This is a genomic window from Xenorhabdus siamensis, from assembly GCF_037996745.1.
Classification (GTDB): Bacteria; Pseudomonadota; Gammaproteobacteria; order Enterobacterales; family Enterobacteriaceae; genus Xenorhabdus; species Xenorhabdus indica.
Window position 1 is genome coordinate 40342 of sequence record NZ_JBBMXE010000014.1, and the last position, 23749, is coordinate 64090.

Annotated in this window: 18 protein-coding genes; 16 read left to right on the forward strand and 2 right to left on the reverse strand. The window is 43.3% G+C overall.

Annotation, left to right across the window (positions count from 1 at the left end):
* On the reverse strand, positions 1–1773 hold the full coding sequence (gene tssF, locus AAC852_RS14155) for a type VI secretion system baseplate subunit TssF (protein WP_340621566.1): 1773 nt from the start codon (positions 1771–1773) through the stop codon (positions 1–3).
* A 266-nt stretch (positions 1774–2039) separates the two neighbouring features.
* Here tssF and AAC852_RS14160 point away from each other — a divergent pair, with 266 nt between their 5' ends.
* Genes AAC852_RS14160 through AAC852_RS14180 form a run of 5 tightly spaced genes read left to right on the forward strand, consistent with a single transcriptional unit; the run spans position 2040 to position 6713 of the window.
* The gene (locus tag AAC852_RS14160) at positions 2040–2441 is read left to right on the forward strand and encodes a TIGR03757 family integrating conjugative element protein (protein ID WP_340621567.1); all 402 of its coding nucleotides are present in this window, start codon (positions 2040–2042) and stop codon (positions 2439–2441) included.
* Entirely contained in the window at positions 2438–3406 is a 969-nt protein-coding gene (locus tag AAC852_RS14165) for a TIGR03756 family integrating conjugative element protein (RefSeq protein WP_340621568.1), read from the forward strand. Before AAC852_RS14160 ends, AAC852_RS14165 begins: the two co-directional genes overlap by 4 nt.
* Before the next feature lie 12 nt (positions 3407–3418).
* The gene (locus AAC852_RS14170) at positions 3419–4858 is read left to right on the forward strand and encodes an integrating conjugative element protein (RefSeq protein WP_340621569.1); all 1440 of its coding nucleotides are present in this window, start codon (positions 3419–3421) and stop codon (positions 4856–4858) included.
* A 5-nt stretch (positions 4859–4863) separates the two neighbouring features.
* On the forward strand, positions 4864–5202 hold the full coding sequence (locus tag AAC852_RS14175; protein WP_340621570.1) for a hypothetical protein: 339 nt from the start codon (positions 4864–4866) through the stop codon (positions 5200–5202).
* The gene (locus tag AAC852_RS14180; RefSeq protein ID WP_340621571.1) at positions 5199–6713 is read left to right on the forward strand and encodes a conjugal transfer protein TraG N-terminal domain-containing protein; all 1515 of its coding nucleotides are present in this window, start codon (positions 5199–5201) and stop codon (positions 6711–6713) included. The genes AAC852_RS14175 and AAC852_RS14180 overlap by 4 nt, the downstream gene beginning before the upstream one ends.
* A 324-nt stretch (positions 6714–7037) precedes the next feature.
* Here the strand turns inward: AAC852_RS14180 and AAC852_RS14185 are convergent, their stop codons facing one another.
* On the reverse strand, positions 7038–7997 hold the full coding sequence (locus AAC852_RS14185) for a 3-deoxy-7-phosphoheptulonate synthase (protein ID WP_340621572.1): 960 nt from the start codon (positions 7995–7997) through the stop codon (positions 7038–7040).
* Positions 7998–9478: 1481 nt separating this feature from the next.
* Between AAC852_RS14185 and AAC852_RS14190 the strand changes: the two genes are divergently transcribed.
* The 11 genes from AAC852_RS14190 to AAC852_RS14240 all read left to right on the forward strand — a co-directional run bounded on the left by AAC852_RS14190 (position 9479) and on the right by AAC852_RS14240 (position 23651).
* Positions 9479–10633 (forward strand): hypothetical protein, encoded by a 1155-nt coding sequence (locus tag AAC852_RS14190; RefSeq protein ID WP_340621573.1) that lies wholly within the window; start codon positions 9479–9481, stop codon positions 10631–10633.
* A complete protein-coding gene (locus AAC852_RS14195; RefSeq protein WP_340621574.1) occupies positions 10626–11642 on the forward strand; it encodes an alpha/beta fold hydrolase in 1017 nt (338 codons plus the stop codon). The genes AAC852_RS14190 and AAC852_RS14195 overlap by 8 nt, the downstream gene beginning before the upstream one ends.
* Complete coding sequence (locus AAC852_RS14200; protein WP_340621575.1) at positions 11629–12984, forward strand: serine hydroxymethyltransferase; 1356 nt, start codon at positions 11629–11631, stop codon at positions 12982–12984. The genes AAC852_RS14195 and AAC852_RS14200 overlap by 14 nt, the downstream gene beginning before the upstream one ends.
* 79 nt (positions 12985–13063) lie before the next feature.
* The gene (locus AAC852_RS14205) at positions 13064–13753 is read left to right on the forward strand and encodes a flavodoxin family protein (protein WP_340621576.1); all 690 of its coding nucleotides are present in this window, start codon (positions 13064–13066) and stop codon (positions 13751–13753) included.
* Between the two features lie 144 nt (positions 13754–13897).
* Positions 13898–15025 (forward strand): DNA glycosylase AlkZ-like family protein, encoded by a 1128-nt coding sequence (locus AAC852_RS14210; protein WP_340621577.1) that lies wholly within the window; start codon positions 13898–13900, stop codon positions 15023–15025.
* Positions 15026–15036: 11 nt separating this feature from the next.
* Positions 15037–15801: a hypothetical protein gene (locus AAC852_RS14215; protein ID WP_340621578.1), complete on the forward strand. Its 765-nt coding sequence runs from the start codon at positions 15037–15039 to the stop codon at positions 15799–15801.
* On the forward strand, positions 15788–20344 hold the full coding sequence (locus AAC852_RS14220) for an amino acid adenylation domain-containing protein (RefSeq protein ID WP_340621579.1): 4557 nt from the start codon (positions 15788–15790) through the stop codon (positions 20342–20344). The genes AAC852_RS14215 and AAC852_RS14220 overlap by 14 nt, the downstream gene beginning before the upstream one ends.
* Entirely contained in the window at positions 20341–21246 is a 906-nt protein-coding gene (locus tag AAC852_RS14225) for a phenylacetate--CoA ligase family protein (RefSeq protein ID WP_340621580.1), read from the forward strand. The genes AAC852_RS14220 and AAC852_RS14225 overlap by 4 nt, the downstream gene beginning before the upstream one ends.
* Complete coding sequence (locus AAC852_RS14230; protein WP_340621581.1) at positions 21227–21667, forward strand: phenylacetate--CoA ligase family protein; 441 nt, start codon at positions 21227–21229, stop codon at positions 21665–21667. Before AAC852_RS14225 ends, AAC852_RS14230 begins: the two co-directional genes overlap by 20 nt.
* Positions 21664–23064 (forward strand): anthranilate synthase component I family protein, encoded by a 1401-nt coding sequence (locus tag AAC852_RS14235; protein WP_340621582.1) that lies wholly within the window; start codon positions 21664–21666, stop codon positions 23062–23064. The genes AAC852_RS14230 and AAC852_RS14235 overlap by 4 nt, the downstream gene beginning before the upstream one ends.
* Complete coding sequence (locus AAC852_RS14240; protein ID WP_340621583.1) at positions 23061–23651, forward strand: aminodeoxychorismate/anthranilate synthase component II; 591 nt, start codon at positions 23061–23063, stop codon at positions 23649–23651. Before AAC852_RS14235 ends, AAC852_RS14240 begins: the two co-directional genes overlap by 4 nt.
* Positions 23652–23749 lie beyond the last annotated feature (98 nt).

A 23749-nucleotide genomic window follows, 5' to 3' on the forward strand; every position in this document is an offset into this window, starting at 1 on the left:
TTACATTTCACTGCGCAGACCGACCCGCTGCGGGAATGTCCATAACGCTGCCTGCTCACCCTGCCGATAAATTTCTAACAAAATGAAATTATCCCGCACGACAAAGCACGCCAACAGCTGGTCGATAACCTGACAGAACTGATACATCATGCCGTCATTTTCATAACACGCTGGATCAAGGTGTAAATGCAGGGTGTTGCCATTAATGAGGCGTCCCTGACCTCGTTTGCTGAAGTCAAGACGGCTGCCCGGCAGGGTTTCCATATCGACAATACCGTCAATATGCTGCTGCATCCGGCGGCTGAGAGCGCGATCATGTTCGGCATAACAATCATACAAACGCAGAAAATCTTTCAGTGATACCGGATTGAAAAGCAAAAACGGCGTGGTGTTGAGCACACCAATCAGTGACCAGTCTGATTTTCCCATCACCATCGGGGGAAAATCCGGTGAGACAGGCGTGATATTGCGGGCACGCAGATGAGCAGGGACGGATTCCTGGGATTCGGTAATATCGCCTGGCGTCAATGTCATTGCCTGCGTATGGTAGCCGATGAAATGCGCACAGACTGGTTGTGGCGGCAGGCGGGTAGCGTCTTTTCCATCCGTACCCAAAAAATGTATCCGATTCTGAATACGCCCAAGCAGATCGATGGAGAGCTGGGGCTGGAAATAGAGGTTATTGGGTTGCCCTTCATCAAGCAGCCAGTCATTTTTCTCGTGGAACTGCGCCACAGGCTGGAAATGAAGGGTTTTACCGTGAGATTGTTTTCCACCGAGTTGCCTGGCCGTTTGGATACCCTGTAACTGGAATAACCGCTCAGTTTCTAACAACGGAATGGCATAATATGCGTTATTTTCTTCAGGCAGGATCGGCTGGCTTGACATCGTTTCCAGGTGAACGGCAGGGACACAGCCTAACTGGAACGCATCGCCTAATGTCTCCAGCGGCAGCTCGCCTTCCAGCCTGAATATCAGCTCAAATGAACCGTCGCGGTTTAATGGTAACTCGCGGTAATCCAGCGCATCAAAGGTCACAAAATCAAAAACATGAGGCAGGCAGTAGTATTCCGTCATCCGTTGCAGACGGTCAAAATGGTTATGGCTGGTAGGCAGTATACTGTGAGGGTCATGAGCATCACACCCGTACAACTTGCTGTATCTGAGTCTTTTTTCTTCGTTTTGCGTGCGCAGGTAAATCTCATCAAGATACTGTTCCAGCCACAGACTCAGCTGAGCCGCTCGTTCACGGTCTGTACCAAGAAAAAATTGAAGCTGCCCTACCTGCCAACGGTCTGACACTGCCCCCGTTTGGCGCAGTGTCAACGTTATCTCGCTGTATTCCCGTGTTTTTTGGATCTGTCTGTTCAGGACAATGAACGGTTCAATATGCAAGGGGCGGCAGGTGCGAAACCGTAGCGCTTTTTCCTGCTCAGCCGTGGTTATCGGGGCGCCCGGAGGGATATCTACGGCGCCCTGATGGACGCCCTGATGGGGTGTGAACTGAATGATCGTCGTCGGTGGCACAGGGCGTAAGGTATGTGGCCAGATGCGTCTGAGCATGTCATGGGTTATTTGCGGAAAACTGTCTTCAATGGTGCTGCGTAGATTTGAGGTTAATAATGAAAAACCTTCAAACAGGCGTTCAATATCCGGATCATGAGAGGTACTCAGAAAAGATTCCAGATGCGGACACTCCGCTGCCATCAACTTTGCTTTTTCACGCAAGTAAGCTAACTCTTGCAGGTATAGCGATTCCTTGTTGTTTTTCATTGATTGTTATCTCTCATGTTACGGTGAATAATTGATCGGCATTTTTTTGAGAAAGTTTATATTAAATGAATGTGTTAAAAGGAAAGGTTGCTTACCACACAGATTTTTTTATTAAAAAAAGTTAATATTATTCTTTTTTATAATAGGGAGGAGTGTGATGGGCGGTGTCGGTTCTTTTTTGCCACAGGCAAAAAAGAATTGTTTGCTGATGTTTCGTCATTTTTCCTGCACACTTGCCGTCTGTGTTCAGAGACGGGAAGGTGAGAATGAGAAAGCGCTATACCTTATTATTCTGGCTGGGATGCATGACCGCGTCAGCGAGTCATGCCAAAACGGTGATTTACACTGACAGCCAACACGTCCCCGTTAACCTTTCCCCGGACACACAAATTGTCTGGCTGGATGCGGCTGAGCAACAGCGGCAGAAAATCTTTTCTCACCTTTCTGCCAACCCTCAACAAGCGGCGAGACAGGCACAATCTATGCTGCAATCTCCCCAATGGCATCAGCAGGAACAGCAACTGATTCAGTCTTATCGTGACGTTGTTGATGCCTGGCAATCAGGTGTGCGTAAGTACCCTGCCGTGGTCTTTGATGACCGGGACGTCGTGTATGGTACAGCGGATGTGGCAAAGGCGAGTGCCCTCAGGGAGCAGAGTCAACGATGAAGATACCCCGCCTTGCTTTTCCTGTTGTCATCACTCTGGTCGCTGCGTTTGCTCCCTTTGCGCAGGCTTCCCTCAACACCGCCCAGATTGTAGCCAGCAGCCTTTCGCCATCCTGTATTCAGTGGCGGGTCAGCGGCCTTTGTTACTGGCTGTTTTGTTCCTGGCATGGCTGCACGGTAAAAACCTCAGTCAAAGTCACCCATTATCTCCCCGAAGCGGTGGTATCCACCTATCATGCCCCCGGCGGCAATCCATGGACAGAAATGGCACAGGTCAGCCGATTATCCGGCGGACTGGAAAATGCCGTGATCGGTATGTTATCCCACCTGACCGCCGGCGGCGGTCACCACAATAGCCAGATTGCAGGCCAGCGCCGTACCAGTTTGCGTTTCAAATACGCTGATGCCATTGGACATCCTGCGACTGGCCTGATAGGCGGGCAAATTCCCGGTTATTCCTGCCGAAGTGCGGCCATCCCGTTGATGCCTTATTTTCTCAGCACATTGGATACTGTCGCGTGGCGCACCGGGTTGCCGGAATCGTTTTATCCGGAAGCGCTTATTCCCGGTCAGCGGGAACTGGGCAGCCCAATATCCGCCAATCTGTGGAGCCATATTTACCCGCGCTCAGGTTTCATCAATCAGACCGATGATGACAAGGCATCTGCCGTGGTGGCGCAACGGGTGGCTGACATTATCACCCGTGCCGGGCAGCCGCATGTTTATCAGACATTAAAAGGTCAACGCGCTGTCGGTTATTGGCCGCCCGAACCAGTGACAGAAAATACCGGCACCCAAAATCATCAATGGCAACGGTTATCACCGACGTTAAATCAGTCCTGCGCCGTATTTCCGGACGGGGAACACACAGCGGCCATTGATGGCAATCAGGCGTATGCCCTGTGGCAGCCTTACAGTTGTTGCCAGCGGCGTGGACAGCGTTTTCTCAGCAGTACGGATATCTGAATACAGGAATAAATGATGAGAAAAATAAATATGTTATGGCTGATAGCCGGTGGGCTTGTCATCGTGTCTGCACAGGCTAACGCCACGGGGCTGTCTTTGACATTACCGCAGGTGAACCGAAGCGCATTGGGCTATGGGGCAGAGGCCAGCGGTGCGGTGTCCGATACGCTGTTCTATACCCTGGGGGGCGGTTCGGTGATTTCTGAACCCGCCAGTCGCAGTGGCTCTGCCACACTCGGTGGACTGGAGCTGGGCTGGCGCTCAGATTTGATGTGCGGCAATTTTGACCTGAAAGCCACAGTCAGCAATCAGTTGAACGGTATCACGGCCGGATTTAAGAATCTGATGGGGGATGTGATTCAGGGGGCCACCGGAGCGGTGGCCAGCCTGCCGGCGATGATTATCCAGCGGGCTAATCCGGGGTTGTATGACATGCTGACTAATGGCGTGTTGCAGGCCAATGTGGCATTCGACAAAGCCCAGTTCAATTGCCGGGCGATGGCCAATAAGATGATGGATTTTGCGCAGAACACCAAATGGACGCAATCGGCTGCTTTGCAGGAATACAAAACGCTGGTCAATGGCGGCGATGGTGATGCGGTGCGTGTGAATAACGCCGGCAGCAAAGCGACCGGTGCCAGCGGGCATCCGTGGATTGGGGGGCAGAGGCAGGGTGGTAAGGGACAAAATGCCATTCGCCCGACCCGGGATTTAGCCAGTGCCGGCTTTAATATGATGAATCAGTTGCCGGTACTGAGTCAGTCGTCGGTCAGTAGCCTGAAGTGCGAGGGCAGTGCCTGCCGTAAATTCAGCAATGCGCAAGAAGCGGCTGAGGCGGTGGTCAGCGTGCTGGGCGACCGGGCCATCCGGACCTGCACCCAGGCGGCAGACTGCACCAGCGGCGGAGAAAAACACCAGCCGGGCACCACCGTCGCGGGCACGGGCTTTGCCCCGATGCTGGAAGCACACACCAAAACCAATACGGAACAGCTGGTGAAGCTGGTCAGCGGCACGGAAAAATTGACGATGGCCAATCTGACGAAACTGAAAACCGGCAGTCTGACGGTAACCAAAGGTGTCATTCAGGCGTTGCAGCGCGACCCGGACAGGGCTGCCCTGACGGGACGTTTAGCGGGTGAACTGGCGATGGCGGAAACCGTGGAAACGGCGTTACTGATGCGGCGGATGCTGATTACCGGCATGTCTGAACCCAATGCAGCAGCACAGTCAGAAGCGCTGGCCGAAGGGGAACGGCGGATTGATGCGCTGGACCGGGAAATCAATGCGCTGAAAAATGAAATGCAGCTGAAACAGGCGCTGTCCCGTAATGCCATTCTGACCATTATTGAGCGGGACACCCGGCGCATCAACATGCATCCGCAAAAACAGGTGCCGGACAGCACGGATGCGCGTTTTTATCAGCTGGAAATGCCAAATCGTGAGCGCAGGTAAGGCGGATGATGGCAGAGAAGCATTCAGTATTCAGAAAAGGTGCCGTGTTATCACTGCTCATTGTGTTGGTAATGGGCATCACTTTGGCGACAGGCTGGGCCGGGGTGCATCAGGCAGAAAAATTTAACCGCATTCACCACTGGGTGACTCAAACCGGGGGAGTCTGGTTAGTCTGGCGGTCAGGCCTGTATGCCATACTGGGCTGGGGAGGCCAGAAAATTTGGCACAGGACAAAACATCTTCCGGAATACCGCGCAACGCTGATACGGATGATGGTGGCCAGCCTGCTGTTTATTTTGCTGGGTGAATATGCCCTGTCAGGCCATATTGAGGGAACACGATGACGACTAACAGCTATCTGGAATACTTTCTGACGTTGCTCGGCTGGGTCGTCAATAACGGATTATGGCACATTCTGATTGCAACCGGGTTGTTTACGCTGCCGTTAGTGATAAAAGTGATTGCTATTTGGCTGAAAGTCAGAGAGTGCGGTGAAGAAGACGGCAATGGCGGATTACAGTCGCTTGCCCGGACTGAAAATACCCTGTACTGCGCCTTTTTCGTCATGGTGGTGTGTTGTGTGCCGCAGGTGAATGTCAGCCTGACAACGCTTCAGTATGACCCCTCCCGCGCCAAAAGCTGTGGTACCTGGACACCAAAAGCCCCGGAAAGCAGTGGCTATGCGCCGGTGATGTCCAGCCTGAACAACCAAACAGCCGCTGTGCCGCTCTGGTGGGCGGTGGTGCACCGGTTGTCAAAAGGATTAACACAGGCAGCGGTGGCCGCCATTCCCTGTCGCCCCGATCTGCGGCAACTGCGCTTTGAAGTGCAGCATACCCGTATCCGTCACCCGGCTCTGGCGGCGGAGTTGCAGGATTTTACCCACGATTGCTATGCCCTGGCACTGTATCAGTGGAAACAACGCGATCGGGAACACACCACCGATCCGGTTATCCTGAATGATATCGGCTGGCTGGGCAGCCGCACGTTTTTAGCCGGCGATTACCAGACACTGCAATCCCGTACACCCCGGGTGGACTTTCCGTGGCAGGAAAGCCGGGACAACGGGCGGCCTTATACCGGGCCGAACGGTTACCCGACCTGTAAAGCCTGGTGGTCAGCCGCTAAAATTGGCCTGAAAGACCGGGTACTGGCGCAGGCCGATCCGGGGTTATGGTTGCGTCTGTCAGCGACACTGAAAATATTGGGGAAAAACACACAGGCTTATCAGGAAGCGGTCATTCGTCGTCTGGTCAGCCCGGTGAATCTGACGGTTTCTCAGGAGGGCTATGTCTACGCAGGCTATGGCGGCAATGCCGATCCCAGCTTATTGGATGGCGCTAACCGCATCGGGTCTTCCGCAGGGGCGTTGTTGGGGGGATTACTCAGTATGCCGATGTTCGATGCAGTACGACAGGCACTGCCGATGATGCAGGCGGTGATTTTGATGGCACTGTATATCTTAATTCCGTTAATCCTGCTGTTTGCGGCCTATGAGTTTAAGACCGTCTTTACGCTGACGTTTGTGATTTTCGCGCTGAATTTCCTGACCTTCTGGTGGGAAACCGCCCGCTGGCTGGACAGTTATTTACTGGAAGCCCTGTATGGCTCAGACACCCACAGCCTGTTTAATCTGGCGGGTATTCAGAATACCTCGGACGATTTAATTATGGGGCTGGTGATGGGCACCCTGTTTATTGTGCTGCCGATGGTCTGGCTGGGCGCATTAGCCTGGGCCGGGGTGCGAATGGGTGATGTGGCCGGTATGATGAGCCAGGGCGTGGGGCAGGTCAGGCAATCTGCGGGGATGTTCGGACAGACGGTGATGCAGAAGATGTTGTCGAAGGGAAAGTAGGCGTAAAAAATAAGGCATGAATGAGGAGAAAGAATATTAATAGCAAATACTACTTACTGGAACCGAACCACCACCAACAAAGCACGCAAGGCGGATTATTTGATTATCCAGCCACTGTAGATCTGGCTGTTGAGATTTATCCGCATTGTTTACACAACGCTTCCTGTCGATGCAACGGCAACCGGTGTTGTATTTGCTGGTGTTTAGATTGCTGGTCACGATGCATTTGGGCTGATTTCCCATCATCAGTGAAAGGATGGCAATCACATCATTTGATAATGACTTTTTGTAATAATTTTACATAATTATTGCCATAACACTAATTTAGAATTGGAAGAGGTTACCTTCATTTTTTTTGGTTTGGTGTTTGATGAGCATTGTTTCATGAAATTTATCAATTAGTGTTATGGTATCTTCCCAGCTTAAACAAGCATCAGTAATAGATTGCCCATAAACTAACGGATTAATAATTGGCTGATTACCACCTTTAATAAAACTTTCAGCCATCACTCCTCTTATAGATATAATGCCTTTTTCTATTTGCCGACATATAGACTCAGCTACTATTGGTTGCTGCATGTGATTCTTTTGACTATTTCCATGACTTAAGTCTACCATGATACTTTGGAGTACTCCTTGTTTCTTTAGTTTCTCATTAATTTTTGTAATATTAGCTTCATGATAGTTGGGTTCTTTTCCTCCTCGAAGGATTACTTGAATGTTGCCATCAGTATTATTTTTAAAACCAACTGCATAAGGTAATCCAGATACGAGTTCCCGATGTGGTTGTGATTCTGTTGTCCTTGCACCGATTGCCGCCCAACTAATCAAATCAGAATAATAAGTATGTAAATATGGATTGAGAATCTCTGTAGCAGTAGCTACACCTATTTGATTAATTTTATAAAGAAGTTTTCGTGAACGGTATAATCCATCTATGTAGTGGGCAGAACCATCTAAATCAGGATCAGAAATAAATCCTTTCCATCCTAATGTTGTTCTAGGTTTTTCTAAATAAGTTCTCATTACAATAAATAATGAATCTTGATATTGCAGCATTGCACTCTTTAATCTCCATGCGTATTCTAGGCATGCACTTTCATCATGAACAGAACAGGGACCAATAATTGCTAACAATCTATCGTCTTCCCCATTTAAAATTCTTTTGATGATTTTCCTGCTATTGCTTACATGTGATATCACTTCATGGTCGAGTTCTATTTTAGATAAAAGTTGGTTAGGTTCAGGTAAATCCGATAACAATTTAATACGGTTGAAATTCATATATAACCTCTGGAGGATAATGATAATGCTGGATTAACACGATAAGTGCAATAAGCGAAATATTAAAATAAAGGAGTGAAGTGTGACATATTTCACTTAACAGAAACAATGGTCCTAAATGTATAAAAAAAGAATAAGCCAATGATTAACTCAGCTATGCATTAGCTATATTTTATTGTTTTTATTAATATAAATACATGTGGTTAGAGATCAAGATACATAAAATAGGCTATAACTTAAGAATACCGATTATATAGGGATTATATGAATCAGATTTATTATTTTTTATTAATTTTTAATCATACTACATTGATTGTTATTTAAAAGTAAAATCTCTTGGTAAGAAAAATAAAAAAATGCGATGATAGTCACAATTAATTTTCATATAATAATAGTGATAATGAATAAGCTTATAATTCAGGGCTAACGCATGAATGCTAGTAAAATGAGCTAAGTGATTGAAAGTGAGTTTTTAACATAGACATATATATTTATTTCTGTGCAAAATAAAGACATTATTGCTAGCAGAGGTTATTTATTCAGTGTAAAAAACGTTTATGCATTAGCCCTGGCTTATAATTATATCCAGATAGTTAAACTTGATTTTAATCTTGTCGTTTCATATTAGTTTGTTTTCTCTATGAAAGTTTAAAACTACTGGAAATTTAATCGATTTTTGTTAGCTGAGATACTATGCTGCATGAGAGGTGAAAAATGGATTGCAGATATTTTTATGACAACCACATGATAATGACAACCACATGATATTGTAGACTGAATATCATTTCATGTTTGTAATATAGATAATATAGAATATTTTCATTGTCATGTTTCTATTTGTTATTATTTTCTCTATATGAATTTATTGATGAGCAACTAGGCAACTAAGTAATTAAACAATTAAACAATTAAACAATTAAACAGCGAAGTATAGTTTGGTTTTAATAAAATTATAAAACAACACTTGCAATAAATTTAGAGTTAAAATATCATATTTTAATATGGCTATTTATTCTCATTGATACGTTTTGTTTTTAATATAAAAGCAGTAACTATTTTATACTTTAACTTGTTGTTACTAATATAATTAAACTACTAAATCTGGTAGTCTATATTTTCATAATCCAAGATTTTATGCGGATTTTAGTTAGTTACATAAGGTGATTATAAAAATTTCATTAAATTAGTTAATAAATAGTTTGTATTTCGATATGGAATGTCATATATCTAACAATGGAGAAGGAGATATCAAAGAGATTATTTAAGTGTAAATAAATATTTACCATTATAAACATTACAGCCAGTAGTTATTAAACTGGCATTAAATGTTTTTTTAAATATATTTTGTGTTTAATTATTAAAACGTAGACATAAAAATACCTAATTAATAGCTTTTTGTTTAATCTCATTTTTATTGAAGGCATAAAATATTAATACGAACGCCTTTACCACTGATTATGAGTGGTCTTGAGGACTTGAATATGTCAAAAAGAGTTTATCCTCTTTTATCTGATAGAAAATTTGTAGAACGTTTGAGGGTAATGATGCAGGCATTAACAGATACACCTCTTAGTGCTGAGGGAAAGGCTGTAGCTGCTCATTCGTTTTGTTCGGGTATTATCCAAGAAATCTCCACAGTTATACAACTGAAAAGGGGGGGCATAATATTAGATGAAGAGTTTTTGTATGAGCTTGTTATCTCTGGTTGGGGTAAAACTTTGGGGCAATACATTGATATTAAATCAATTGAAGGTTTTGAGGTAACGGATCATGAAACGTTGCGATTAACGCAATTGGCAATTAGAACAGGATCAGCGCTATTCGCAATATATTATATTATTAGGGAAGGTTACCAACGATTCTACATATCAATACACCATGCACTTGCCGACGAACATACCCTCATGATCATTAGAGATCTAGTACAAGTAGCCAGTGCAGGAGGTATGGATTTAGCATTACATAACATGAGGCAAGGTCGGCAACTCTATAATAGTTATGTGGAACGCCAACTCATAGAAGCAAAAGACGATAGTGTACTAAGTATGCGGTGCAATCAAACAATGACTCCTTTGCGGTTGTCAGAAACGGGGCGGTTAGCATGGAGTATTCGGGCGAAAAGAATAACTTTACATCGCATAGTTCAAATTGAGCCAGTTAATAATGAGAAAAAACAGCCCACAGAGGAAGTAATTCTTAAGATGCTATGTAACACAACGAATGTGGTACGGGAAGGAAATACTGTATGTTCATCGCATAACTGGCGTTTATCACATGAGTCAAGAGCTGTAGGTATGATGACAGGTCTTCTTGCTATTCCTTTTGGATGGAAAAAATACGCTCCCTACAACCTAAAGGTTAGCTTAGAAGCATGTGCCCGACATAGCTCGGTTTTTCGCGAAGCGCTAGCATGCTGTCGTGCGTCTGAGTTGTTCATTAATGGGGCAGTTTCCCGCGGAATTCCAGCATCTCAAGTTATTAGTTCTACATTTCCTGTGGGGATTGAAATAAAACATATAAATCCCTCAGAGATTCGGTTGGAGATAGAAGGGACACTTTGTAGTAGGGCTGCAGTAGCTGACTTACTTAATGAGTTAACTGATGTACTTTCGAATAGAAGGAAACAAAATGGTTGACTATATTGAAACGAAGAAAAAAAAACTTACTGACGAAATAAATCGAATAATTAATGTATTTAGTGATGTTCTTAATATCGAGTTTGTTTCACCAAATGATAATTTCTTCAAGCTTGGCGGTGATTCTTTCGATGCTATTCGTGTGGTATCTCGATTAGGTGGAAATTTACAAATAGTATCTATTTTCGAAAATCCAACAGCAGAAAATTTAGCCAAGTATGTTCTTTCTAGAAATACTAACCGTAGTGCACAACTTATCCCTCTATATGATGAAGGCTCTACCAGTGGATCAATTGCTGTAATTGGTGTTCCGTTTGGTGGAGGAGACCCTACAGTATATAAAGACTTGTTTCGTGAAAGTCAGGGAATACGTGTATTTGGAGTAGATTTTGGTGATCTAGATATCAAGACTGCATCAGATTTTTCCATATTAGTTAGTACACTTGTTAGTGAAATTAAAGACATTAATGCTAATCAATTCATTATTTATGGGCATTGTGCTGGGGCAGCGATGGCTACCTGCTTAGCCTCGGCTATGTCATCCATGACTACTTCTCTATCTCTTGTGGTGGCTGCATCAAGCCCAATGGATGATCCAGATATAGCAATATATGAATCTGAGAACACTTCAGATTATGTATGGGGTCAATATCTAAGATCTTTAGGAGCATTTTCTGGACTGACTGATGAAGAAATTAATGAAATGTTAATCCGAGGCAGGAGAGATCATTTAATCGCAGCGGAAGCATATAAAACTTTAATGCAACAGCCAGCACGTGGAATACCTGCACTAGTACTATTGGGTGACTCAGATCCTGCTACACCTCAATTCAGTGACGTAGTAGAAAAATGGAAAAGTTTTGTCGATGTCGTTGATTCAATAAGTTTGGTCGGTGGTGGACATTACTTCGTGCGTACACATTCTAGAGAAGTTTCTGATACGGTTCTTTCATTTGTAACAAACAAAAGAACAATAGCAAAAGAAAGGATACAAAATGATAGTCAATAATAAATTACTCCAGAACCAAGCCAGTCTACTGCAAAGAGGTTTAGCTGATTTAGAAATACAAGATGGAGAACTTGCAAAGCTCTTAGATGACGAAGTAAGACGTCAGCACCGAACATTGTCGCTAGTTGCGTCTTGCTGTGCCGTTACTCCTAGAACTCTAGCAGCATCAGCTTCTGCGTTAGTAAATGTTACAGCAGAAGGCATTCCTGGTCGACGGTATCATGCAGGATGTGAGAACGTTGATTTAGTCGAATCCTTAGCCATCAGAAGAGCACTGGAGTTATTTGGTGCTCAATATGCAGGTGTGCAGTCGCATTCAGCATCAAGTGCAAATTATCAGGTACTTTCAGCTTTACTTGAACCTGGAGATACTTTGCTAGGTATGAGCCTTGATCATGGGGGGCACCTTACTCACGGTAGCCCTGTTACATTTTCGGGTACATATTACCGAGCAATTGGATATGGTACCACATCAGAAGGGCTTATAGATTATGATGAAGTGAGAAGGTTAGCTCATATTCATCATCCTCGTATAATTATCTGTGGTGCTACCGCTTATTCAAGAATTGTAGATTTTGAACAATTCAGAGAAATTGCCGATGAAACAGGAGCAATTTTGCTTGCTGACATTTCGCATATTGCAGGACTTGTTGCAACTGGACGACACCCTAGCCCAATCAATTTCGCACATATAACTACTACTTGTACTCATAAACAGCTTGCGGGACCACGCGGTGGTTTGATTATGTCTGGACGTGATGCCAACGAAAAGGTTTCAGGCTTGAAAACAACATTTGCACGTACTTTGGAACAAGCAGTATTCCCTCGAATGCAGGGAGCCCCAGCTATCAATATGATTGCTGCGAAAGCAGCAGCTTTTGGCTATGCGATGTCGTCAGAGTTTGACGCTTATATGGAACGAATTCGAATCATAGCTGACACAATAGCAAGAGAGTTTCAGAAACATGGCTATGAAGTTATAGGGGGAAGGACTGAGAACCACACAATTCTAATTCGTCTGCATGGCTCTATCACTGGTTCCATTGCTGAATCAGCACTGGAGCAATGTGGAATTATAGTTAACAAGAATAGAGTACCCGGAGAGACTCGTTCTTCATTCGTCACAAGTGGGTTACGTATTGGTACGGGATCCTTGGCACAACGCCACATAGACCAGCTAGGGTGTGTTCAAGTTGTTGATTTGTTTTGTCGGATATTAGATGCAGTGAAGCCGCTTGATGAGCATAAATTTGTGCTAGACCCAGTTATACATGAAGTGTTTCGTTCAGAGGCTGAAGAATTATGCACAATGTATCCTTTAATCAATTACATGGAACTTTAAATAACTGGCTAATTGATTCCGGCTGCGGAAATGTCATGTTGGTTCTGATTTGGGTTAATTAGGCGCTATGGAAAAGATTATGACGAATAAAATCAGGTATGTCGCTATTAATGGATCTGAGAGAGTCGATGGAAACAACGCACGAGCCTTAGAATGGGCAAAGAATTATCTAAAAAATCAAAGTGTTATTCTAGAAATTTTTTCTTTAGCCGAGTTTAATATTGAACCATGTGGGGCATGTGGAGACTGTAATTTTCGTAATGAACCATGCATACAAAATGATGATGCAGCACGTGCAGTCCATCTAATGGAAGCTAGTGACGGTGTTATTTTTGCGTGTGCTGTGCACGGGTTTGGTGCAACACCCTTGATGTCTGCTTTCTTAGAGCGGATTGGCACTGGTTTTTTGCGACATAACCGAACACTAACTAATAAGGTGGCTGGAGTAATGGTTACGGGGAGAAGAATGGGGCATGTCGAAGTGTACAATCAAATGCTCCAATGTGCGCTCTTAAATCGAATGATTTTAGTTGGGTATGGTTTTCCAGCTATCTTAATGGGTGACAAAAAAGGTGAAGTGCTTAGAGATCAAGAAGGAATGGAGATGCTGCGTCGGATGCTCGACCGTATGGTATCAATGACCCAACTCATACGTGAATACGAGCAAATAACAGGACAAAAAGCACTACAGGTTTTAGAACCTGGAGAGCGTCATCGTATGAATGAGAATGGTGAATTCTACGTCCCATCAAAACTAGATATGTACTAGATAATGCTTATATGTGGGCATTAGTGGGAATGAAGTAGCTTATTCCGTTATGTAATTTGTATTCGTTGTGTGTATTTGTGTCTTTTATTCTAATGTGATTTTAAGTAACTAACATCCTTCTAATTAGTGAGATACACAGAAAAAATGAAGCATATTAAGATTAACTGGGATGGGATACCTAACAATTTTCTAGCTGAATGGATTGTATCGGAACATTTTGAACGCTTTGAAAAAGCAACTGTAAAGGAAGTCGCTAAGACTTATGTTGGAGTGTATTCAACTCGCCCAACTAGTTGGCTAGCCTTTTTGACTCGCAATAATAATATTGAGCGAACAAAAGCTATTTTTATGGAAGCTGATCCTGAGCTAGTTCGGATACCAGGAATGCGACGCTCAAAATTTTTAATCCCTCAATCTTTGGCTGCTACAGTATTTAGTGCTACACGTTTGTCTTTGGTCAATCATGAATGGCGGTTGCGTGATGTTGGTCTTACTTTGGCAGATTATAAGCATATATTATCTGATCTTACGGAATTCACTACAAGTGCTCCTGTCCGCTTGCAAGAGATTGGGAACGCTCTTGGGTTAACTGGTTCTCAGGCTCGTGCGTGCGTCTCTGTTGCTACTTACGACGGCATTTTAATTCGGATCCCTCCTCAAAATATTTGGTCTAACAGGTGGCTATATGCTGCTGCTCCTAGTGGACTGCTTCAAAGTGATGACACATTATTAACTAGTGAATGGTTATTGCAGGACATTGCTGTTCGTTACGTTGAACATTATGGGCCAGTCACAATCGATGACTTAGCTTGGTGGCTGTCAGTTTCAAAGGAAAAGTCTCGTTGGCTTATGGAAAATTCTAGGGCGTGCGAGATCGGGGGAGGAATGTGGGTAAGTATAACTAAGCAAGAGTTGTTTGAGCATTGTATTTCCAAAACAGCTCAAAAACTAAATACTGATGTGCGTTTTTTGCCTGCTTGGGATCCGTTGGTAATGGGGTATGCCCCTGGTTCAAGGCAACGTCTTTGTCTCGGGCTTGATCAGGTTGGTGGATACGATGCAGCGGGAAATGGTCTCCCAGTTGTTTTAATGGGAGCACGGGCTGTGGCTACTTGGAGCATAAAAGTCAATGGTTCCAAACGTTCTATTCAGATTGATCTCTCAAATGTTACAGGCAAGGAACAAGAAGATATTCAAAAAGCTGCCTCAATTTGGGCTAACCGAATCGGAGCATTCTACGATCCTAATAACCAAAGAATTTACAACGGATAAGGTTGGGTGACATGAAGAATGACATGATGTTAACAGTACCTGAACTAAATAATAATCAGTTAGATAACAAGAAATTTGAGAAATTTCCCCATACTGCTCGGACAATATGGGATGCTTTTGAATGCTGTTCCATTGATCAACCAACATTGGTAGAACGGGTAGAAGAGGAAATTATTTTACCTGATGGACTTGTTGCATCTGTCGATAGCCTTATTGTTATTGCTGCAATGTTGGGGTCTTTACTCAGCACTGAAGGAAAAATAACTATAGGAATATACTATGATATATCAGTAAATTATCTTGAGATTGATACGAATGATTTATGTGGTGTTGATGATGTTCGTACCTATATTACAGAGCTGCGTAAAATAACAGAGCTGACGCAACCAAATGTTCTGCCCCATGCTGCTGATATAGAGGTGGCTGATGGTCAAAATGTTCCACCTTTGGAATCATTAGTATGGCTTGTGGCAAAGAGAGATAAGTGTGTACTGTCTGTGAGGAAAGATCGTATTGACCAAGCTGCTCGTGAACACTTACTAAAAGTTACACTCTTCGCATGTACACGAGTATTTAACACTATAGCAATTCCTATGCCTGAGACTTTACCTACACGCCCTCTGTATGAATTAAGTCAGCGTAATTCATTGATAAAAAATATATTTAATCACATGCAGGTTTCTTCAGGAATGTCTTCCCGACTCTGTGCTGACTACTGGCAGTATGGTAGAAAGAGTACGCAATCTCACAAGCTGTCCTATATTGGAAATAGGTAAAGAAGATATACAGCTAACACAGGTTGACTGGGAATGCGGTAATTGGATTGAAACGACCAATGAGGAGTGCTTCATTTCTGGTACCTCTGGAACGACAGGTCGACCCAAAGCTGTTTGTTTGTCCTATCGTGGGATGGCTGCCACACTTGATGCCGTTATTAAATGTGCTGAGCTGGGGGAAAATTCACGAGGAACATGGTTGACATCACCAGGGTATGGAATGGTTGAGGTTGATCCTCTGCCAGTACTATATGCAGGTGGAACAGTATGTATTCCTTCACCTGAAATCTTACAGGATATAAGGCTACTAGCTCTTTGGTTTGTAAAGAACAATGTTACACATACATTAGTAATGACGTCTATTGCTGAAGCGTTTTGGGCTAGTGAATGGCAAACGGGCCTACACACTATGTTGATTGCTGGAGAGAGATGTAAGCAGTGGCCTCCTACTAATCTTAGCTACCAAGTACTCAATGTTTATGGTTCCGCAGAAGCTGCGGTGGTTTCGATTGGAAATTTGTCATCTCCTCGGTGTCACACTTTGTTGCCTTCTGTGGGACACGCAGTCGCTGGAGCAAATATGTATGTAGTTGATAATAAAGGTCAAGAGCTCCCAGCGAATTGTGTTGGAGAATTAGTTATTACCGGAGAAACTCTCTCTGTAGGCTATATCAATATTGAGGATACTAGGAAATCTTTTCATCCGAATAGATTCGATGATACTTCACCATTGCAATATCTCACTGGAGATCGAGCACGGATGAGTTTGGATGGCACCGTCGAAATTTTTGGGCGATTGGATTCGATCGTAAAAATTCGCGGGCATAGGGTAGATCTAACAGAAATAGAAATTTCTGCTCTTGAAGTCGTTGGAGTAGCAAAAGCTGCCGCAATTTGCTTCACCAACGATACTGGAACAACTCTAGTACTATTTATTGAACCTGTCTCAGACACTACGGGAAGCATGGATGTCGTGGATACCGTACGTAAACACCTTAGTAAGAGATTAAAACCTGCAGCTCAACCGAATCAAATAGTTGTTGATGTGCTACCAATGGGACGAAACGGTAAGGTGGACTATCGTGCTCTGAAGATATCTCCGGCTGATCCAGATATGACGAATACCGTTTTTTCTCCAAGTACAGAAATTGAAAATATATTGCGTTCTTGTTGGTTGAACTGGACGGGATGTGATGAGGCAATCCTTGAATCTAATTTCTTCAGCACAGGAGGAGATTCCTTACGAGCGATGAGAATGTTAGGCGAAATTGCTTGTAAACATGGAATTCATATAGAGATGAGTTCCTTTCTCGAAGAGCCTGTGTTGTCGAATCTTATACGTCTGGGCAACGATTCACGTGACAGCAAGTTACCGACGTTTGAACATCTGCCTGCCGACAAACAGCTACAGCCTTTTATACTTAATGAAAGTCAGCAAGCTCTGTGGATTGGGCGTGGATCTGACTTCGATTACGGTGGTGTTGGCTGCCAAGGATATTTTGAGTGGGAAGTAGAAGACCTGAAACAAGAAAGATTTGTACGTGCTGTGAGTTTGTTAGTTGACCGCCACCCAATGTTACGAATGACGATTAATGAAAACGGTTATCAGCAAATTGGTGTAGTCAATGGAAGTGAGGCAGTCGAATATATAGATCTGAGTGGTCTTCCCGATAGTGAAATAAATGACAAAATTAACCTAGTACGTCGCCGTATGGCGGATGATGAAATTGGAACAACACAATGGCCCTTATTTAAGTTTGTCGTGAGTAAAATTAGCTCGCACTTAAGTAGAGTGCACTTCAGTATTGACATGCTGATCGCTGATGCATGGTCAATATTTCAGGTGATTATTCCTGATTTGATCGACTTATATATTGAGGAAAATCCTCAGTTACCAAAACTTAAAACTTCATTTTTCGACTATATTGCTTATAGGCACAAGGTTATTCAAAGCGAACAATATCGTGCTGATCGAGAATATTGGTTACAAAAAATCGTAGAATTGCCGTCAGCTCCTCAATTACCGCAGCTTGAAATAGGAGAATCTGCTGTTGTCCCCTCAAGATTTAAAAGATATGAAGGTACACTCGAACAAGAATCTTGGGATAGGTTAAAAGCCCAAGCTCAAGAACGAAATATTTCACCTTCAGGGGTTGTAGCTTTAGTCTTGTGTGAAGTTCTACGTTGTTGGAGCGAAGAAAGTCGGTTTACATTAAATTTCCCTGTCTCAGATCGAATGCCAGTTAGTGATGATATTGATTCAGTTGTTGGAGATTTCACCAACACATTACTTGTTCCTTACGAAACTATCCCTGACGATACACTCGAGAAGCGTGGCCAGAAACTACAGAACGCTATCTGGAATGCACTTGATCATAGGCTTTTTACTGGAGTTGAGGTATTGCGAGAACTGTCTCGGATACGGAGAAATGGGCGTGCACCATTGATGCCAGTAGTGTTGACAAGCCTTCTTGGTCATCCTGGACGACACGATGTTGCTCGGTTAGGCCGAGAAGTCTTCGGTGTGTCGCAAACTCCTCAAGTGACGTTGGATGTTCAGGTCAGAGAATCAGATAGGGTGCTATATTTCAAGTGGGACTATCTTACAGGTGTTATTCGCCCTGATGTAATTGAAGCTATGTTTGGTGCATTTTGTAAATTACTGCAACAGCTAGCATATGATTCAGAAAGTTGGAAACGTACATGGCTTGACTTACGGCCAGCATCGCAGATTACTATACGAAATATTGTTAACTCAACACAGAAATCAGTACCTGAAGTTCACTTGCGGGACTTATTTTTAGATTGTCTTTCGAATCGTGTAAATGAACCAGCAGTCATAGATACCCTTAGAACATATTCTTGGGGTGAGATAGGCAATGCAGCAGCACAAGTCAACTTTCTAATTAAGAAAGTTTGCTCTCCTCGTGATCGATTTGTCGGAATCGTATTACCTAAGGGAGTGATGCAGTATGTTGCTGTTTATGGATGTTTACTGGCTGGTGTCGGTTATATTCCTATAGATATTGATCTACCGCTTGAGCGAATAGATACAATGCTCACACAGTCTGGGGTACAAACTGTAATCTCATCACCAGAGACTATATTATCCCAAGGTATCCATAGGATAGAGTGTACGGCTGCAAACCTTAATATTTGGATTCAACAAGATACTGAAATTTTTATTGAACCCATTCGGGAAAATTATGCACCATATGTGATCTTTACTTCAGGTTCTACTGGTAATCCAAAGGGAGTTGAAATTCCAGAGATCGCAGTGGTCAATCATGTATTCGATGTCGTTGAACGTTTTGGTCTGGATATATCAACCAGGCATCTCGCTACTGCTGCTCTGCATTTCGATATGTCAGTATTTGATATTTTTGGTCCCTTAGTACATGGCGGCTCAGTCGTGGTGCCTGAGCAAGCAGCTGGACCGGATCCTGATACTTGGCTACGGTTACATCGTCGCCATAAGGTGACATTTTGGGCATGTGTCCCTGCTATTATGGAACTTGTATGTAGTGTGGCTGAAGTTGCTCGTACTACATATTTTATTGAGTCAGTAACCAAAATAGTAATGGCTGGTGATTGGATCCCACTGTCATTATTACCACGAGCGAGAACGCTCTTCCCTTCTGCTCAGATGTTTTCGTGTGGGGGGCCGACAGAGACCACTAATTGGTCAATTATACATGAAATTAATGAATGTGAAGGCAGCATGGTTCGCTCAGTTATTTATGGTATACCGATGCGGAATTCTGCATATCACATTGTTGCTGACGACTGGACAGATTGTCCGGACTGGGTGCCAGGTGAAATGCTGGTAGAAAGTGACATTTCGTTGGCTCGTGGATACATAGGCCAGACAGAACTTACTCAACGTGCTTTCACTTATCATCCTAGAACTAAACGTCGAATGTATCGTACAGGAGATTTGGGACGCTATTTGCCTAATGGTGAAATTGAAATCCTTGGGCGTATAGATAATCAGATCAAAATTAATGGACTCAGGATAGAGCTTGGAGAAATCGAAAATATAGTTCAATCCTGTGACGGGGTATCTAGAGCATGTGCAGTTGCACTGCCTGGCCTAGATGGGCATCCAAAACAGATAGCATTGGCCTATATTGGTACTCCTAACTATGAAACCATTATCAGTGAAGTAATTACACGATATCTACCTACCTATATGATTCCAAAAACTATTAAGCACATGACGAAACTACCTTTATCAAAAAACGGTAAGGTGGATGTAATAGCTTTACGTAATATGCTGAGGGATGACATGAAAGAACCTAATATCAGAAATCAACAGACTATCTTACGAGAAGTTATACGAGTAATTTCAGTCCAACTTGCCGAACCAGTTGTATTACCAGAAGACAACTTCTTCGATTTAGGAGGTAATTCATTGACTGCGATGAAGATTAAAATCGAATTAGAGTCTAAATTTGAACTTTCAATTCCACTTGAAAGTATTATGTTGACCGAGTCAATCCGTGAATGTGCTGAACAAATTGCAGAAAGGAGTCTGTCATGACCAATAAGCAATTACATCGAGAATGGCTTGAATATGTTACTGCATACCTGAGTGGGCAAATAAAACCTCATGGTCTATATCAAAAAACCGAATTACGGGTACAAGAAATACTGAAATATGTTGCGGATAAATCGCCATTTTATCGCAAACACTTACATAATAAGCAAGGCTCTTCAAGTTCACTCAAGATTCTTGACGGTATTCCTTTTACTACCAAAGACGATCTTCGTACTGCAGGTACGGCTGTCTGCTGTGTCTCATTCAACGAGATAGCTATGTATTATGAAACGACAGGAACCACTGGGCAGCCAACACCATGCCCACGGGCATCAATTGATGTTGAGACTAGTGGAATCTACGTTCAAAGAGCTATCGAAGAGGTATACCAATCAACTTTCGGTACGATGCAGGCGCTTACTGCTATCATGGGTCCATCAGAATTGTATGCGTTTGGGGATACCTATGGTGAGATTTGCCGGAATCTGGGGATTCCATTTGTACGATTATGGCCGGAAAGTCCACGAGTTGGTTTGGATAAAGCGTCCAGCCTTATCACTGATCTTGGTGTGCGTTCATTAATTTGCTCTCCGGCAATAGCGCTGGCGTTAGCTCGTCTCTATATAAGTCTTGGAATCGACCCTAAAAAAACTTCAGTGGAGCAGATTTTTGTTCTTGGAGAATTATGTACACCCGAAATGCTTTCGAATATATCCCATATCTGGGATGTGCATTGTACTCATGGACTATATGGATCACAAGAAGCTCATGCAATTGCGACGGGTTGTTCAAAAGGTAACTTACATCTTTCAGAGACAAATTATTTTGCAGAAATTCTTCCAATCCCTGGATTAGATGGTGATGTAGGAGAATTATGTTCTGACGATGCTAGTACCTGGAGCTAAGCCGTTAATTCGGTTTCGTACAGGTGATTTAGCTTGTCTTCAGTCACCAGAAGTTTGCGGTTGTGGTGACCACTCCCGTTGTTTGAGAGTATTTGGCCGGATCAATGATGTTATGACACTTGGTGGCCGCTTGATTTTACCTTCATCAATTGAATCTGCTGTTTTAAGAACATCTGAGCGGGTTTGGGGATATCAGGTTACAGTTTTGGAGACAAATAGCGGGGCTGATGAGATCGAGATATCTATGATTGCTCAGATTGAGGGGCGATCAGTTACTCAGACTCAAAAGCAGATGGAGGAATTTTTTAATGTTCCAGTTAGGCTACATTTGGTAGAGCAGTTGGATCCAAGAACGGAGACGGGTGCCTATATATCTTGGAAGTATGCTCGCATTCAGGATAAGAGGAATCCAACACTATGATTGAACAGCATCTGAAACATTCGTGGATTGTAGAACAATATGAGATTCCAGAGGCTGCTCCGATAATACAAGTACGGAAGGAGCTTCTCAGTTTGTACCCTAACCCAGCCTTGTTCGAAACTGGAGCTGGTTTTCAAGCTGTTGATGGTTCACAAACGATGTTCATGATTGACTTGCTGTTTGAACTCATATTAGTGAATGATACTTGGAGAATTAGGGGCAATGGTCCCTTTGAGGAGTACATTGCGGCATGTGAATTAGTGGTAAATGACTGCAATAAACTTCTATGGAAACGTTTACGAGAGGTGACACAAATTTTCGCACTGCCAGATGGTTTTCCGTTAATGTTAGTACTAGGGTATAGTGCAGCTCGTTTTGTGGAACACCTGCCTGGAATAGGAACTGAGGAAGGAGTACCAGAAGTAGTGATCCGTATCTACCGATACGTTATACGCTACGATGGCACAGGCAATGGTGCGAAACTTGATGTATTGAAGCTTAGCCCAGATGAGGTTATAGATACCACAATTTTAGTGGCAGCACTCAACAAACCAAGGACAGTTCTAACGCCTACCAGTCCATGGGATTTTGGTGTTATTAAGGATTTAACTGACCGTAACGCATTTTGTTCCGCAGTAGAACGAGCAAAAGAATATATTAGAGCCGGTGACATTTACCAAGTACAACTTTGTCGTCGTGCTGTATCGAATGCAACAATTCCTCCAATAGACTTATATGAACGACTTGTTTCAGTTAATCCTGCTCCTTACATGTACTATTTAGGTCTTGATAATCAGTACGTAGTATCATCCAGCCCAGAACTTATGATCCGTGTTCGTGATGGTGTAGCTCAAGTTCGCCCTATAGCTGGAACTATGGCTCGGGAAGATATGAAAGACAATCAGCTGGATCAGATTCCTAAAGAAACGGCTGAGCATCTGATGCTTGTGGATCTAGCACGTAACGATTTAGCTCGTTGCGCGATTCCTGGCGGGGTGAAGGTAACTTCGTTTATGAAGGAAGATGTCTACGGTTCACTTCTCCATTTGGTTTCTACAATTGAAACTGAGGTTCGTAATAATTGCGATATATGGGATTTGATTATAGCAAATTTCCCTGCAGGAACAATGACTGGGGCACCTAAGATTCGAGCAATGGAAATTATTACGGAGTTAGAAGGAATGCCCCGTGGATTGTTCACTGGATGCGCGGGATACCTTATGGGGGAAAAATGTGGGGTTCTTGCTTTGACGATACGAACAATTATTGGGAATGCTGGTTGTTATGTATTGCAGTCTGCTGCGGGTATTGTTGCTGATTCGCAAGCATCAGCTGAGTGGGAGGAAACCGGAGCTAAGATCAAATCATTTGCTCGAGCAATGGGGGAAGGGATATGAAAGTATTATTGGTGGATGCTTTCGACAGTTTTGTATTTGTTATTGAGCAGTACTATTCCATGGTTAGGGCACAAACGCAAGTGGTGCGTGTTAATGATGATCCAATAGGTAGGTATCAAAAATGGAAGCCACAACTTTTAGTCTTAGGACCAGGTCCCGGAACTCCTCAAGAACATGGTTATCCTGAAATAATTCGTGCAGTGGGTGAAGATCAGGCCATATTTGGGGTTTGTTTAGGCCACCAAGCAATTGGGGAGTATTTTGGTTGGAAGCTTATGCGATCACCTACTGTGGAGCATGGTAAGTATTCACAGGTACAACACGATGGTCAAGGTATTTTTCGTGATATTCCATCACCTGTTAATGTTGTGCGTTACCATTCACTATCTATCATTAATTCTGGAATTGAAAATGAATTAGTGGCGACTGCATATACTGAAAGAAATACAGTAAACATGGCTGTACGTCATCGCACTCGTCCCATCGAAAGCGTGCAGTTTCATCCCGAAAGTATAGGTACGGAATATGGACTCAAAATGATTCAGAATTCATTATCTTTAGTTAATCGCAAAAACATGCAGTACTAGTTCTATTACTACATTCGTGCTGGCTTTTTAATAAAAAATCCATTTCATACAAGAGATTGAAATAATATAAGCTCTCAGTTTGTTGAATATCTTATAAT

Excerpts from the sequence above, each read along its gene's own strand:
- AAC852_RS14190 (WP_340621573.1), top strand. The coding sequence starts at position 9,479 with ATGTCAAAAAGAGTTTATCCTCTTTTATCTGATAGAAAATTTGTAGAA.
- AAC852_RS14160 (WP_340621567.1), top strand. The coding sequence starts at position 2,040 with ATGAGAAAGCGCTATACCTTATTATTCTGGCTGGGATGCATGACCGCG.
- AAC852_RS14185 (WP_340621572.1), bottom strand. The coding sequence starts at position 7,997 with ATGAATTTCAACCGTATTAAATTGTTATCGGATTTACCTGAACCTAAC.
- AAC852_RS14240 (WP_340621583.1), top strand. The coding sequence starts at position 23,061 with ATGAAAGTATTATTGGTGGATGCTTTCGACAGTTTTGTATTTGTTATT.
- AAC852_RS14170 (WP_340621569.1), top strand. The coding sequence starts at position 3,419 with ATGATGAGAAAAATAAATATGTTATGGCTGATAGCCGGTGGGCTTGTC.
- tssF (WP_340621566.1), bottom strand. The coding sequence starts at position 1,773 with ATGAAAAACAACAAGGAATCGCTATACCTGCAAGAGTTAGCTTACTTG.
- AAC852_RS14200 (WP_340621575.1), top strand. The coding sequence starts at position 11,629 with ATGATAGTCAATAATAAATTACTCCAGAACCAAGCCAGTCTACTGCAA.
- AAC852_RS14210 (WP_340621577.1), top strand. The coding sequence starts at position 13,898 with ATGAAGCATATTAAGATTAACTGGGATGGGATACCTAACAATTTTCTA.
- AAC852_RS14165 (WP_340621568.1), top strand. The coding sequence starts at position 2,438 with ATGAAGATACCCCGCCTTGCTTTTCCTGTTGTCATCACTCTGGTCGCT.
- AAC852_RS14235 (WP_340621582.1), top strand. The coding sequence starts at position 21,664 with ATGATTGAACAGCATCTGAAACATTCGTGGATTGTAGAACAATATGAG.
- AAC852_RS14230 (WP_340621581.1), top strand. The coding sequence starts at position 21,227 with ATGCTAGTACCTGGAGCTAAGCCGTTAATTCGGTTTCGTACAGGTGAT.
- AAC852_RS14180 (WP_340621571.1), top strand. The coding sequence starts at position 5,199 with ATGACGACTAACAGCTATCTGGAATACTTTCTGACGTTGCTCGGCTGG.
- AAC852_RS14205 (WP_340621576.1), top strand. The coding sequence starts at position 13,064 with ATGACGAATAAAATCAGGTATGTCGCTATTAATGGATCTGAGAGAGTC.
- AAC852_RS14215 (WP_340621578.1), top strand. The coding sequence starts at position 15,037 with ATGAAGAATGACATGATGTTAACAGTACCTGAACTAAATAATAATCAG.
- AAC852_RS14175 (WP_340621570.1), top strand. The coding sequence starts at position 4,864 with ATGATGGCAGAGAAGCATTCAGTATTCAGAAAAGGTGCCGTGTTATCA.
- AAC852_RS14225 (WP_340621580.1), top strand. The coding sequence starts at position 20,341 with ATGACCAATAAGCAATTACATCGAGAATGGCTTGAATATGTTACTGCA.
- AAC852_RS14195 (WP_340621574.1), top strand. The coding sequence starts at position 10,626 with ATGGTTGACTATATTGAAACGAAGAAAAAAAAACTTACTGACGAAATA.